Origin of the sequence: Phycicoccus sp. Root563 (genome assembly GCF_001427915.1) — a bacterium.
GTDB lineage: Bacteria > Actinomycetota > Actinomycetes > Actinomycetales > Dermatophilaceae > Pedococcus.
The window spans coordinates 1342196-1355960 of sequence record NZ_LMGM01000001.1 but is presented as its reverse complement, the minus strand read 5'-3'; the positions used below and the strand labels follow the sequence as shown (position 1 = coordinate 1355960).

Annotated in this window: 13 protein-coding genes; 8 read left to right on the top strand and 5 right to left on the bottom strand. The window is 71.1% G+C overall.

The annotated features are described in order from the left end of the window. Positions 1 to 3 precede the first annotated feature (3 nt). On the bottom strand, positions 4 to 699 hold the full coding sequence (nucS, locus tag ASD62_RS06355; protein WP_056915239.1) for an endonuclease NucS: 696 nt from the start codon (positions 697 to 699) through the stop codon (positions 4 to 6). Positions 700 to 822: 123 nt separating this feature from the next. Here nucS and ASD62_RS06350 point away from each other — a divergent pair, with 123 nt between their 5' ends. The 5 genes from ASD62_RS06350 (at position 823) to ASD62_RS06330 (ending at position 5580) form a co-directional block, all read left to right on the top strand. Continuing rightward, entirely contained in the window at positions 823 to 1227 is a 405-nt protein-coding gene (locus tag ASD62_RS06350) for a hypothetical protein (protein WP_056915238.1), read from the top strand. Between the two features lie 55 nt (positions 1228 to 1282). Further along, positions 1283 to 3061, top strand: a complete 1779-nt coding sequence (locus ASD62_RS06345) for a 3-hydroxyacyl-CoA dehydrogenase family protein (protein WP_056915237.1) — start codon at positions 1283 to 1285, stop codon at positions 3059 to 3061. Positions 3062 to 3218: 157 nt separating this feature from the next. After that, on the top strand, positions 3219 to 4739 hold the full coding sequence (locus tag ASD62_RS06340) for a hypothetical protein (protein WP_056915236.1): 1521 nt from the start codon (positions 3219 to 3221) through the stop codon (positions 4737 to 4739). Next, entirely contained in the window at positions 4736 to 5323 is a 588-nt protein-coding gene (locus tag ASD62_RS06335; RefSeq protein WP_200947707.1) for a SigE family RNA polymerase sigma factor, read from the top strand. The genes ASD62_RS06340 and ASD62_RS06335 overlap by 4 nt, the downstream gene beginning before the upstream one ends. After that, a complete protein-coding gene (locus ASD62_RS06330; protein ID WP_056915235.1) occupies positions 5281 to 5580 on the top strand; it encodes a hypothetical protein in 300 nt (99 codons plus the stop codon). Before ASD62_RS06335 ends, ASD62_RS06330 begins: the two co-directional genes overlap by 43 nt. 3 nt (positions 5581 to 5583) lie before the next feature. Here the strand turns inward: ASD62_RS06330 and ASD62_RS06325 are convergent, their stop codons facing one another. The 3 genes from ASD62_RS06325 to mce all read right to left on the bottom strand — a co-directional run bounded on the left by ASD62_RS06325 (position 5584) and on the right by mce (position 8907). Beyond that, the gene (locus tag ASD62_RS06325) at positions 5584 to 6945 is read right to left on the bottom strand and encodes an AI-2E family transporter (protein WP_056915234.1); all 1362 of its coding nucleotides are present in this window, start codon (positions 6943 to 6945) and stop codon (positions 5584 to 5586) included. Between the two features lie 49 nt (positions 6946 to 6994). After that, positions 6995 to 8332: a crotonyl-CoA carboxylase/reductase gene (ccrA, locus tag ASD62_RS06320; RefSeq protein ID WP_056915233.1), complete on the bottom strand. Its 1338-nt coding sequence runs from the start codon at positions 8330 to 8332 to the stop codon at positions 6995 to 6997. Positions 8333 to 8463: 131 nt separating this feature from the next. Next, complete coding sequence (mce, locus tag ASD62_RS06315; RefSeq protein ID WP_056915232.1) at positions 8464 to 8907, bottom strand: methylmalonyl-CoA epimerase; 444 nt, start codon at positions 8905 to 8907, stop codon at positions 8464 to 8466. Positions 8908 to 8990: 83 nt separating this feature from the next. Between mce and gatC the strand changes: the two genes are divergently transcribed. The 3 genes from gatC to gatB all read left to right on the top strand — a co-directional run bounded on the left by gatC (position 8991) and on the right by gatB (position 12420). Beyond that, a complete protein-coding gene (gene gatC, locus ASD62_RS06310) occupies positions 8991 to 9287 on the top strand; it encodes an Asp-tRNA(Asn)/Glu-tRNA(Gln) amidotransferase subunit GatC (protein ID WP_056915231.1) in 297 nt (98 codons plus the stop codon). Between the two features lie 71 nt (positions 9288 to 9358). Continuing rightward, a complete protein-coding gene (gene gatA, locus ASD62_RS06305) occupies positions 9359 to 10876 on the top strand; it encodes an Asp-tRNA(Asn)/Glu-tRNA(Gln) amidotransferase subunit GatA (RefSeq protein WP_056915230.1) in 1518 nt (505 codons plus the stop codon). Between the two features lie 5 nt (positions 10877 to 10881). Continuing rightward, on the top strand, positions 10882 to 12420 hold the full coding sequence (gene gatB, locus ASD62_RS06300; RefSeq protein ID WP_056917203.1) for an Asp-tRNA(Asn)/Glu-tRNA(Gln) amidotransferase subunit GatB: 1539 nt from the start codon (positions 10882 to 10884) through the stop codon (positions 12418 to 12420). Positions 12421 to 12488: 68 nt separating this feature from the next. On the opposite strand, the gene ASD62_RS06295 is transcribed toward gatB, so the two are convergent. Beyond that, positions 12489 to 13673 carry a sorbosone dehydrogenase family protein gene (locus ASD62_RS06295; RefSeq protein WP_056915229.1) on the bottom strand — a complete coding sequence of 395 codons (1185 nt, stop codon included), beginning with the start codon at positions 13671 to 13673 and terminating at the stop codon, positions 12489 to 12491. Between the last annotated feature and the right edge of the window lie 92 nt (positions 13674 to 13765).

The window sequence follows — 13765 nt, the reverse complement described above, 5'->3', positions numbered from 1 at the left end:
CGCTCAGAACAGGCGGGTCGTGGTGTCGTCGATCCCGCGCAGCGCGTCGTAGTCGAGGGTCACGCAACGGATGCCGCGGTCGGTGGCCAGCGTCCGGGCCTGGGGCTTGATCTCCTGGGCGGCGAAGATGCCGGTGACCGGGGCCAGGTGCGGGTCGCGGTTCATCAGCTCGAGGTAGCGGGTCAGCTGCTCGACCCCGTCGATGTCACCTCGACGCTTGATCTCCACGGCCACGGAGCTGCCGCCGGCGTCACGGCACAGGATGTCCACCGGCCCGATGGCCGTCATGTACTCACGGCGGACCAGCGTCCAGCCCTCACCGAGGGTGTGGATGTGCTCGGCCAGCAGCTTCTGGAGGTGCGCCTCGACGCCGTCCTTGATCAGCCCCGGGTCGACGCCGAGCTGGTGGGATGAGTCGTGCAGCACCTCGTGGATGAGCACGCGGAGGCGGTCCTCGGACTTGGCGTGCTGGACCTGCCACACGGCCGTGACCCCCTCGGCGGCTTCGTGCTCCTCGGGGGAGACCTCGGCCATCGCGCACGGCGGCGACATCCAGTTGAGCGGCTTGTACGAGCCGCCGTCGCTGTGGACGAGCACCGAACCGTCGGCCTTGACCAGCAGCAGCCTCGTCGCGAGGGGGAGGTGGGCCGAGAGCCGACCGTCGTAGTCCACCGAGCACGTCGCTATCACCAGTCGCACGAAGGGTGACTCTACGGTGGCGCGCAGGGGTCGGGCGAACCGGTGAGGCGATGGCGACGAACACCTGATTGCGCAGGACGAGATCCGGGCGCACACTCGAAGTCCGAGGTGAGGTGAGCTCCCATGAGGAACCTGCTGGGCAACGCGGCCGGGCTGGCGGTCTTCGTCGCCGTCTGCTGCACGGCGTTGCGCTGGCTCGCGAGCGGGATCCCGCCCCGGCTCCTGAGGCCCCTGCTCGAGCGGTGGGAGGCCCGTCGGGCCCGCCGACGCGTGAAGCCCGAACCCCTCCCTCCCGTCCTGATGGCCCTCGAGGTCAGCCGCCTGGCCGACCACGTGCGCTACGTCGAGCACTCCGACCTGCCCAACAAGGCCGAGCGGCTGATGGCGGCCCGCCTGGCGTACGACCACACCCTGCGCGACTACTGCCGCGCCGTGGACATCCCGGTGCCCACGGCCATCCGTGGCCTGTCGACGGAGCAGCGCTTCCACATGGAGTCGGCCCTGATCGGTTCCGGGCACGAGTGGTGACCGTCACGCCGCTCGGGTTCCCCTCCTCCTGAGTGGCTCTGACAGACTGCGCCGCATGGCTCGTGAGTTCAGCAAGGTCGCTGTCGTCGGACTGGGCACCATGGGTGCCGGCATCGTGGAGGTGTTCGCCCGCAACGCCATCGACGTGGTGGCGATCGAGGTCGACGAAGCCGCGGTCGACAAGGGCCGCGGCGTCCTGCAGCACTCCACCGACCGCGCCGTATCCCGCGGCAAGCTCTCCGTCGAGGACCAGGCCGACCTGCACGCCAGGGTCCACTTCACCTCGAGCATGGACGAGGTCGCCGACTGCCAGCTGGTCATCGAGGCGGTGCCCGAGCACCTCCACCTCAAGAAGGAGATCTTCGCCAAGCTCGACGCCGTGGTCGGGCCCGACGCGATCCTCGCCACGAACACCTCGTCGCTGTCGGTCACCGAGATCGCCGTCGCCACGAGCAACCCCAAGCGCGTCGTCGGCATGCACTTCTTCAACCCGGCGCCGGTCCTGCAGTTCGTCGAGGTGATCCGCACGGTCGTCACCGAGGACGAGGTCTTCGAGGACGTCAAGGCGCTCGCGCAGCGCCTCGGCAAGCAGCCGGTGGTGGTCGGCGACAAGGCGGGCTTCATCGCCAACGCCCTGCTGTTCGGCTACCTCAACCACGCCGTCGCCATGTTCGAGAGCCGGTACGCCAGCCGCGAGGACATCGACGCGGCCATGAAGCTCGGCTGTGGCTACCCGATGGGCCCGCTCGCCCTCATGGACCTCATCGGCCTCGACACGGCCTACGAGATCCTCGACACGATGTACAAGCAGGGGCGCGACCGACTGCACGCCCCCAGTCCGATCCTCAAGCAGATGGTGAGCGCAGGCCTCAAGGGCCGCAAGAGCGGACGCGGCTTCTACACCTACGCCGAGCCGGGCAGCTCCCAGCTCGTCGACGACGCCCTCAGCCCTGCCGCCGACGGCGGTGACCACGAGGCGACCCGCACGGTGCGCACCGTGGGCGTCGTGGGGTCGGGGACGATGGCCACCGGAATCATCGAGGTCTTCGCCAAGGCCGGGTTCGACGTCACCTACGTCACCCGCAGCCAGCCCAAGGTCGACGCCGTCACCGCGGCCGTGCAGAAGTCGCTCGAGAAGGCCGTCCAGCGCGGCAAGCTGACGCAGGAGGCCCGTGACGAGGCGCTGCGGCACCTGACCGGGTCCACGTCGCTCGACGACCTCGCGACCGTCGACCTCGTGGTCGAGGCCGTGCTGGAGGACCTCGCCGTGAAGCGGGCGCTGTTCGAGAACCTCGACGAGATCTGCAAGCCCGGCGCCATCCTCGCGACGACCACCTCCTCGCTCCCGGTCGTGGAGTGCGCCGCCGCCACCACGCGGCCGCAGGACGTCATCGGCATGCACTTCTTCAACCCCGCGCAGGTGATGAAGCTCGTCGAGGTCGTCCACACGGTCTCCACCGCGCCCGACGTCGTCGCCACCGTGGAGCAGCTGTGCGCCGACCTCGACAAGCACTCCGTCACCTGTGGCGACCGGTCCGGCTTCATCGTCAACGCCCTCCTCTTCCCGTACCTCAACGACGCGGTGAAGATGCTCGAGGCCAACTACGCGACCGCCGACGCGATCGACACCGCCATGAAGACCGGCTGCGGCCTGCCGATGGGGCCGTTCGAGCTGCTCGACGTCGTCGGCCTCGACGTGTCCCTGGCGATCCAGCGCGAGCTCTACCTCGAGTTCCGTGAGCGCGGCTTCGCCCCGGCCCCGCTGCTCGAGCACCTGGTCACGGCGGGTTACCTGGGCCGCAAGTCCGGGCGCGGCTTCCGCACCTACGCCTGACACGGCCTCCCGCGGCGCGGCGGCACACGGTATGTCGCGCACGCTGCATACCGTGTCCGCGTGGGTCCGGGGCCTCGTGGGGTAACGCGGGCAGGGGGGATCCGCGTCTGGTGGGTGACGGGCTGCGAGGCAGCCGCCACGACCTGAGGGGGGACCCATGACGACGACCGAGGACGAGGCGCTCGAGGCGCTGCTGCGCGACACCTTCGCCGGTGCCCGGACCCGAGCCGGTCTGGACATGCAGGCGGTGACCGAAGGCATCGCGGCCCGCACCACCACGCTGCGGCGGCGACGTGCTGCGGCGCGCGGCGCGGCGCTGACGGCCGGCATCGCGGCGACGGTCCTCGCCGTCGCGATCGGTTCGGGGACCTTCGGTCCCGCCCGCACGGTCCTGTCCGTGAGCACGCACACCGGCTCCACGGACGCGCGGTGGTCCTCGCTCGTGGGGAGCTCGGAGGGCTTCGCCTACCGGTTCCCGACCACGGTGGCCACGCCCTGGCCCGCGGGTCTGGAGGGGCAGACGCAGCCTGACGACACGAACGCGTCCGGGAGCGACGTGGCGACCGACGCCTCCCCGCTCTCCCACGAGGACGCGGACCTCGTGGGTCCGGCAGGCGTCTGCACGTGGGACGTCCGCACCGACCGTCGCCAGCCGGTGGCCGGGCGGTCCTGGGACCTCACCTTCTCGTCGAGCCCGGGTCGCGGTGGAGCGCACCTGGGGCTCGCGGGGTTCACGACGGGGACCGGGGCCGACGCCCTGCGCGACCTGCGGGCGGACGCACTCGCCTGTGGTCCCGGCCCCGACCTGAAGGCCGTCACGTGGGCGGGCCACGCGCAGGACTCGGTGCTCTTCGTCGGGACCTCCACCGTCGCCGACACCACATTCACGCAGGCCATGGCGGTGACGCGGGTCGGTGACGTGCTCGTCAGCGGTGCCGCGATCTCGGGCGACCCCGCCCTCGCCCGGCGTGCCGCGACCAAGCTCGCGGACTCGGCCGTGGGCCACCTGCGCCAGCTGGACTTCCCACCGGGCCTGGGTCAGCCCCTGGGCAGAAGCACTGTCGCGCCCAACGCCGCGTCGGCGCCCGGCGCGAGCCCGGCCGCGCCCCTCGTGGCTGCGGAGGAGTACCGCTTCGGCGACGTCCTGCCCACGGTCGCCGAGCTCGGTCACGGCCTGAGGTACCACGGTGACGCCATCCACGGCCGGACCGTCCCGGCCTCCAGTGGTCAGCTCTGCGACCTGAGCGGACTGCCTGCCGCCCGGGTTGCCCAGGCGAACGCGGCGCCCCACCCTGTCGCAGGGACCCTGCAGAGCGCGTGGTCGGGGGACGGACAGGGCCCCGACCCGAGCGTCGACATCAATGTGACCGGCTACTCCGCGGGCACCGGGCCGGAGGCCTTCCGCCGCCTGCAGCAGGACACCGGGCCCTGCACGTGGCTGCCGGCCCAGGAGCGCCAGGCCTGGCCCGGCGAGGACGACCAGCAGACGTGGCTGTCGCGCGGCGCTGGTGCGGACTCGGCGACCTACATCGCTGCCCGGCGTCTCGGCGACGTCATCGTCTCGGTCCAGGTCGTCGGATTCTCGGCCCAGGACGCGCACGACGAGGCGGTCCGGGTGAACGGCATCATCGCCCAGAAGCTGCGCGACAGCGGCCTCCCCGCAGCCCGGGGGCGGTGACCGTGGGGTTCTTCAACCGGCCGGCGCCACCGTCGCCCGAGCGGACGACCAGCCAGGCCGACGCCTACGTCTCGGCGGCGATCCCACGGCTCATGGGGGCAGCCTTGTCCCTCACCGGCAACCGGCACGACGCCGAGGACCTCGTGCAGGACACCCTGGCCAAGGTGCTGGTCCACTGGCGCAAGGTCGAGCGGGCGGACAGCCCGGACGCCTACGTCCGCAAGGTCATGGTCAACACCTTCGTCTCCGGGAAGCGGCGCCGCTCGTCGAGCGAGGTCGTCTCGCACGTGCTCGTCACAGCGGACGGGTCGGCGACCGCGGACGCCCAGGTCGGCCCCGAGGACCGCGACGAGATGTGGACCCTGCTCGCCGGGCTCTCACCGCGCCAGCGGGCCGTGCTGGTCCTGCGGTACTACGACGACCTCCCGGACGCGGCCATCGCCGACGTGCTGGGGTGCTCGCCGGTGTCGGTACGGGTCACGGCGCACAAGGCGCTGGCCAGGCTCCGCGAGCAGATGCCCGGTCTGGGAGACTCGGGGCCATGCCCCGAGCCAACCGGCGCCGCCGTGACGACGTCCCGCTGAACGTCGACCGTGCCGTCGGCGGGCTCACGCGGCGCGAGTCGTATGGCGGCTCGGAGTGGTTCGTCCGCCGGGTCACCGGGGCGTCGTCGAGCCGGGCCTACCTGTGCCCGGGCTGCCAGCAGAACATCCCGATGGGCACGCCCCACGTCGTCGCGTGGCCCGCCGACGGCATGGGCGGCCTGGACGACCGCCGTCACTGGCACACGACGTGCTGGGAGGCGAGGGAGCGGCGGCACACCCGCGGCGCCATACGCTGAGCGTCAGTGGCGCCGCTGGCGCGGCAGCAGGACCTCTTCGTAGAGCAGCAGCAGGCCTGCGGCGACGGGGATCGCGAGCAGGGCACCCAGCACGCCCAGCAGGGTGCCACCGGCGAGGGCGGCGACGACGGTGACCGCCCCGGGCACCGAGACGGTGCGCTGCATGATCTTCGGGGCGATGACGTAGTTCTCGACCTGCTGGTAGATCACGTAGTAGACCGCCGCGATGACGGCGTCCTGGGTGTTCGTGAAGAGCGCGACGAGGACGACGATGGCCGCGCCGATCGTGGCACCCACCATGGGCACGAGGCCGAGGAAGCCGACCGCGACCGCGAGCACCGCGGCATACGGGATCCCGACGATCGACATCATGATCCACGAGCAGATGGCGTTGATCGTGGCGACGGCGACCTGGCCGATCGCGTAGGAGCCCGTGCGCCGCATGATCTCCTCGGACAGCGAGATCACGCGGGGACGGCGGGACGCCGGGACCATCGCGTAGGCCGCCTGCTTGACGCGCGGCAGCGAGGCGAGCAGGAAGAGGGTGAGGACCAGGACCGTGAAGGCCTGGAAGATGCCACCGATGACCGCGGCACCGACCCCGAGGACGCCGCCGAAGACCTGGCTGATGAAGTTGCCGTCGGTGAGGCGCTTGTTGAACTCCGCCTCGATCTTGTCGACCACCTTGTAGTGCTGGTCGAAGTCCTTGACGACGGGGTTGTTGAGCAGCTGGTTGAGGTAGTCGGGGGACTTCGCCGCCAGGTCGCCACCCTGCTGCACGACCGGCGGCACGACGAGCAGGCCGATGAGCGTGAACACGACGATGACGCCGAGGAAGACGAGGGACACCGCTCCCGACCGCCTGATGCCCCGGCGGGTCAGGAACTCGACGAGCGGGTTCAGGGCGAGGGTCAGGAAGAACGCCACGACGACGAGCGTGATGGTGGTGGTGAGCCTGCCCAGGGTCTGCCACAGCAACAGGGCGAGCAGGACGCCGAGAGCTCCGACGAACCCCATGTAGAACGGCGACTGGCGGTTGAGCGGGCGCCCCGCCCTGCCGTAGCGCTGGGTCGTCTCGGTTTCCTTGACGCCACCCACCTGCTCGGCGGCGTCCCCGCCACCAGCCTCGCGGAGGTCGGGCGCCGTCGCGTCCGTCGTGCCGGACCCGCTGTGTGGAGCCACGTGCTCCTCGTGCGCGTCGCGACCGCCCTCGGCCTCGCTGCCCTGGCGCAGGGCAGGCAGGACGTCCGCCAGCAGGTCGGCCGCCGTCGGCGTCGCCTCACCCCGGTCGTTGGGGTGGTTGCTGGCACGCAGAGCCTCTCGCTGTGCGTGCCGGAACTCGCGCCATCGTTCCAGCACTGACATGTCAGGAACCCTAGGGCACCGCGGGCTGCTGCCGTCGCGAAGGTGCAGGTCAGGTGTTGCGGAACCGGTTGATCGCGGCCAGGTGGGTGGCCCGCTTCTCCTCGTCCGTGACGCCCAGCCCCGCCTCGGGGGAGAGCGTCAGCACGCCCACCTTGCCCTGGTGCAGGTTCTGGTGGACGTCGTATGCCGCCTGGCCGACCTCCTCGAGGGCGTACGTCCGGGACAGGGTCGGGTGGATCAGCCCGCGGTTGACGAGGTCGTTGGCCTCCCACGCCTCGCGGTAGTTGGCGAAGTGGCTGCCGATGACGCGCTTGAGGTTCATCCAGAGGTAGCGGTTGTCGTACTCGTGCATGTAGCCGCTCGTGGACGCACAGGTGACGATCGTGCCGCCCTTTCGCGCGACGTACGTGCTCGCGCCGAAGGTCTCGCGACCGGGGTGCTCGAACACGATGTCGGGGTCCTTGCCCCCGGTGAGCTCGCGGATGCGCGCGCCGAACCGCTTCCACTCGCGCTGGTCCTGGGTCGTCGGGTCGCTCCAGAACCGGTAGCCCTCGGCCGTGCGGTCGATGACCAGCTCCGCACCCATGGCGCGGCAGATGTCGGCCTTGTCGGGGGAGGAGACCACACAGACGGGGGTCGCGCCGCCGGCGAGCGCCATCTGGGTCGCGTAGGAGCCGAGGCCGCCGGACGCACCCCAGATGAGGACGACGTCGCCGAGCTTCATGCCGGCGCCGTTGCGGGAGATGAGCTGGCGGTAGGCGGTGGAGTTGACCAGGCCGGGGGAGGCCGCCTCTTCCCACGTGAGGTGGGTGGGCTTGGGCATCAGCTGGTTGGTCTTGACGATCGCGAGCTCGGCGAGTCCGCCGAAGTTGGTCTCGAAGCCCCAGATGCGCTGCTCGGGGTCGAGCATCGTGTCGTTGTGGCCGTCGGCGCTCTCGAGCTCGACGGACAGGCAGTGCGCCACGACCTCCTCGCCCGGCTTCCACTTCTGGACGCCCGGGCCGGTGCGCAGCACGACACCGGCGAGGTCCGAACCCACCACGTGGTAGGGCAGGTCGTGGCGCTGCGCGTACGTCGAGGTGCGGCCGTAGCGCTCGAGGAAGCTGAACGTCGACACCGGTTCGAAGATCGACGTCCAGACGGTGTTGTAGTTGATCGCGCTGGCCATCACGGCGACCAGGGCCTCGCCGGGGGCCAGCTCGGGGAGCGGCACGTCGTCGACGTGCAGGGACCGGCGGGGGTCCTTGTCGCGGCTCTCGAGCCCCTCGAAGAGGTCGACCTCGTCCTTGTGGACGGTCACCCCTCGATAGGTCTCGGGGAGGGTGAGGGAGGCGTACGTCTGCTCGCTGCGGTCCCCGGAGAGGATGGCGTCGCGGATGTCCTGCATGGGATGTGGCTCCTCGGCGTCGTCGGCGTCTGTGGCACGGCTGCGGCCGAAACTACTGCGGGGTAAAGCGCGTCGGTGGGGAGTGAGACTCCGGTCACGCGGTGACCTACCTCACCCACCCCGAGGACGGGTCAGTGCGTCTCGTACGCCGGTTGCACCAGCTCCACCAGGACCCCGCCGGCGTCCTTGGGGTGGATGAAGTTGACCCTGCTGTTCGAGGTGCCGCGACGCGGCTCGTCGTAGAGCAGGCGCAGACCGCGCTCCCGCAGGACCGCGCTCACGGCCTCGACGTCCTCGACCCGGTAGGCCACCTGCTGCACGCCCGGACCGAAGCGGTCGAGGAACTTCGCGATGGTCGACTCCGGCGTGAGGGGGGCCAGCAGCTGGATGTGCGACCCGCTCCCGCCGACGGCCATCATCGCCTCCCGGACGCCCTGCTCCTCGTTGACCTCCTCGTGGGCCAGCGTCATGCCGTAGGTGTCGCGGTAGAAGGCGATCGCGACATCGAGGTCGGTGACGGCGACGCCGACGTGGTCGATGGCCGTGAAGAGCTCGGTGGGCAGCGCTGCATCCATGTGCCTCACCCTAGGACGCAGCCCGCACGGCGCGACAGGAGTCCTTGGTCACTCCCGCTGCCTGCGCCCCTAGACTGGCTCGCATGTCTGCACTGTCCCGGGACGACGTCGCCCACTTGGCCGGCCTCGCCCGCATCGACCTCTCGGACGCCGAGCTCGACCGGATGTCCGGCGAGCTCGGGGTCATCCTCGACTCCGTCGCGAAGGTGCAGGAGGTCGCCGCCGGTGACATCGAGCCGATGTCCCACCCGCTTCCCCTGACCAACGTCACCCGCCCCGACGTGGTCCGCCCGTCGCTCGGGGCTGCGGCCGCCCTCGCCGGCGCGCCGCAGCAGGACCAGCAGCGCTTCTCGGTGCCGCGCATCCTCGCCGAGGACTGACCGGCGCCCGCGCGGCCGCCCCTGACCCTGCGCTCCTCGCGCACCTCGCGACAGACCAAGGACCACCACTCGTGAACTCCGACCTCACCCGTTCCAGCGCCGCCGAGCTGGCCCACGCCCTGGGCTCCGGCGAGCTCAGCTCCGTCGAGATCGTGCAGGCGCACCTCGACCGCATCGCCGCCGTCGACGCCGACGTCCACTCCTACCTCCACGTCGACGGGGAGGGCGCGCTCGCCGCCGCCCGCCAGGTCGACGAGCGTCGTGCCGCCGGAGAGGACCTGCACGTCCTCGCCGGGGTGCCGATCGCGGTCAAGGACGTGCTCGCGACCAAGGGCCTCCCGACGACCTGCGGCTCGAAGATCCTCGAGGGCTGGGTACCGCCGTACGACGCCACGGTCGTGGCCAAGCTGCGCGCGGCCGGCATGCCGATCCTGGGCAAGACGAACATGGACGAGTTCGCGATGGGTTCCTCCACCGAGCACTCGGCCTACGGCCCCACCCACAACCCGTGGGACCTGACCCGCATCCCGGGTGGGTCCGGCGGTGGCTCCGCAGCCGTCGTCGCGGCATACGAGGCTCCGCTGGCGATCGGCACGGACACGGGTGGTTCGATCCGCCAGCCGGCGTCCGTGACCGGCACGGTCGGCGTGAAGCCGACGTACGGCGGGGTGTCCCGCTACGGGCTCGTGGCCCTGGCGTCGAGCCTGGACCAGGCCGGTCCCTGCACGCGCACCGTCCTCGACGCCGCCCTGCTGCACTCGGTGATCGGTGGGCACGACCCGCTCGACTCGACGTCGATCGACGCACCCGTGCCGGCCGTCGTGGAGGCGGCCCGCCGCGCCGACGTCAAGGGGCTGCGAGTGGGTGTCATCAAGGAGCTGGGTGGCGAGGGCTACCAGGCCGGCGTGCGCGCTCGCTTCGACGAGTCCGTGGCGCTGCTGCAGGAGGCCGGTGCCGAGGTCGTCGAGGTGTCCTGCCCGAGCTTTGACTACGCGCTTGCGGCCTACTACCTGATCCTCCCCAGCGAGGCGTCGTCCAACCTCGCCAAGTTCGACGGAATGCGTTACGGCGCAAGGGTCCTGCCTCCGGGCATCGACGACCCGAGCGCCGAGCAGGTCATGGCTGCCACCCGTGACGCCGGCTTCGGCGACGAGGTGAAGCGCCGCATCATCCTCGGCACCTACGCCCTCTCGAGTGGGTACTACGACGCCTACTACGGCCAGGCGCAGAAGGTTCGCCGCCTCATCGCCGACGACTTCGCCACAGCGTTCGAGAAGGTCGACGTGCTCGTCAGCCCGACCGCGCCGACCACGGCGTTCAAGCTGGGCGACAAGCTCGACGACCCGATGTCGATGTACCTGCAGGACGTCGCGACCATCCCCGCGAACCTCGCGGGTGTCCCCGGCATGTCGCTGCCCAGCGGCCTCGCCGACGAGGACGGCCTGCCGACGGGCATCCAGATCCTCGCCCCGGCGACCCGCGACGACCGGCTCTACGGCGTGGGTGCGGCCCTCGAGCGGATGCTCCTGGACCGTTGGGGCGCTCCGCTGCTCACCAAGGCCCCCGAACTCTCCGCGAAGGGAGCGTGACCCCGATGGCCACCGCTGTCACCGAAGAGGTCGTCGACTACGACGAGGTGCTCGAGCGCTACGACCCCGTGATGGGTCTCGAGGTGCACGTCGAGCTCAACACCGCGACGAAGATGTTCTGCGGCTGCGCGACCGAGTTCGGCGCCGAGCCCAACAGCCAGGTCTGCCCCGTCTGCCTCGGGTTGCCGGGTGCGCTTCCGGTCGTCAACGACAAGGCGGTCGAGTCGGCCATCCGCATCGGGCTGGCGCTCAACTGCGAGATCGCGACCTGGTGCCGGTTCGCCCGGAAGAACTACTTCTACCCGGACATGCCGAAGAACTTCCAGACCTCGCAGTACGACGAGCCGATCGCCTTCAACGGGCACCTCGACGTCGAGCTCGAGGACGGCACGACCTACCGCGTGGAGATCGAGCGCGCGCACATGGAGGAGGACACGGGCAAGTCGCTGCACGTCGGTGGCTCCACCGGTCGCATCCACGGCGCGGAGTACTCGCTCGTCGACTACAACCGCGCCGGCATCCCGCTCATCGAGATCGTCACCAGGCCGCTCACCGGTGCCGGTGGGCGCGCCCCCGAGGTCGCCAAGGCGTATGTCGGTGCGTTGCGGGAGCTGCTGCGTGCCCTCGGCGTCTCCGACGTGAAGATGGAGCAGGGGTCGCTCCGCTGCGACGCGAACGTGTCACTGCGCCCGAAGGTGGGTGACGCGACGAGCGAGGAGCAGGCGGCAGTGCCGCTGGGCACCCGCACGGAGACCAAGAACGTCAACTCGCTGCGCAGCGTCGAGCGAGCCGTCCGCTACGAGATCACGCGGCAGGCCGCGATCCTCGACAAGGGCGGGAAGATCACCCAGGAGACGCGGCACTGGCACGAGGACACCGGGGTCACCACGAGCGGACGCGAGAAGTCCGACGCCGAGGACTACCGCTACTTCCCGGAGCCCGACCTCGTCCCCGTGGCACCGACCCGCGAGACGGTCGACGCCCTGCGCCAGACCCTCCCGGAGCCGCCCGGCGAGCGACGCAGGCGACTCCAGGCCGACTGGGGCTACAGCGATCTCGAGATGCGCGACGTCATGAACGCCGGTGCGGTCGAGCTCATCTCCGAGACCGTCGCCGCGGGTGCGACGCCCGCCGGTGCACGCAAGTGGTGGACCGGTGAGCTCGCCCGCCGGGCCAACGCCGAGGGGCGCTCGGTCGAGGACTTCGGAGTCACGCCGGCCCACATCGCTGAGCTCGACGGGCTGGTTCGGGACGGTCGCCTCAACGACTCCATGGCCCGTCAGGTGCTCGAGGGCGTCCTCGCCGGCGAGGGGACCCCGACCGAGGTCGCCGACGCCCGCGGGCTCGAGCTGGTGCAGGACGACGGGGCGCTCGAAGCCGCGGTGGACAAGGTCATCGAGGCCAACGCCGACGTCGCCCAGAAGGTGCGCGACGGCAAGGTCCAGGCCGCCGGAGCCCTCATCGGCCAGGTCATGAAGGAGATGCGCGGCCAGGCCGACGCCGGGAAGGCGCGCGAGATCATCCTGGCGAAGCTCACCGGCTGAACCTCGTCACGTGAACAGGACGCCCGCCCCGGAGCACTCCGGGGCGGGCGTCCTGCGTCAGGCCGCGGTCACGTGAGGTCGCCGAGGGGGATCGCGAGGAGCTTGTCGTCGTGCTCGCCACCCGTCCCCCGGGAGGTGTTGTTCGACAGGATCCAGAGCCGCTCGTCGGGCGCCACGACCACGTCGCGCAGGCGTCCGTACTCGCCTTGGAGGAGGCGCTCCGGCTCGCCGGCGCGGTTGCCGGACACCGGGATCCGCCACAGCGACTCACCGCGCAGCGCTGCCATCCAGATGGCGCCGTCGGCGTAGGCGATGCCGCTGGGGGAGGCGTCCGAGGTGGGCCACTGCACCAGTGGCTCGACGAACCCGGCGCGCTGCTGCTTGCCCTCGACCACCGGCCACCCGTAGTTCTTGCCGGGCTCGATCCGGTTGAGCTCGTCCCAGGTGTTCTGCCCGAACTCGCTCGCGTACATCGTCCCGTCCGGTGCCCAGGCGATCCCCTGCACGTTGCGGTGGCCGTAGCTCCAGACCGGTGAACCGTCGAACGGGTTGCCGGGTGCAGGCTTGCCGTCCCGGGTGATCCGCAGGATCTTGCCCCCCAGCGAGCTGCGGTCCTGGGACCGGTCGGTCTCTCCGGCGTCCCCGGTCGTGACGTAGAGGAACCCGTCCGGACCGAACTTCAGCCGTCCGCCGTTGTGGTTGCCCGCCTTGGGGATCCCGGTGAGTATGGCGCGCTGCCGGGCCGGTTTCCCGTCCTCGAACGTCACGCGCAGCACGCGGTTGTCCCGCGCCGCGGTCGTGTAGAGGAAGACGCTGCGGTCGCTGGCGAAGGTGGGCGACACCGCGACGCCGAGCAGACCGCCCTCACCTCCGGGCTCGACCCCTGCCACCCGGCCGAGGTCGACGGGGGACCGGCCGTCCCGCACCTGCAGCAGCCTCGCCTCGTCCCGCAGGGTGACCAGGGCCGAGCCGTCGGGCAGGAACGCCGTCGCCCACGGGACGTCGAGGTCCTGGGCCACCGTCGACTGCGTCGTGACCGCAGGATCGGTACCGGTGGTCGAGGACGGCGAGGACGGCGTGGACGTCGCGGTGGCTCCGCTCGACGGGGTGACCGGTGTCCGGCTCCCGCTCACGACGGGTGCCGACAGCTCACCACCTGCGCTGCCGTCGCTGCAGGCCCCGACGGCCAGGGCGAGCACTCCGGTGGCTGCCGCCAGGCGGACACGGGCGGATGGAACGGGACGAAGCGGCATACCCCATTGTGCGCGAGGTGACCGGCCACGGCACCCGGCGTCGCCCGACCCGCCGCCCGGCGGCAGGGACGGGCCGCGGGTTAGCGTGGGGC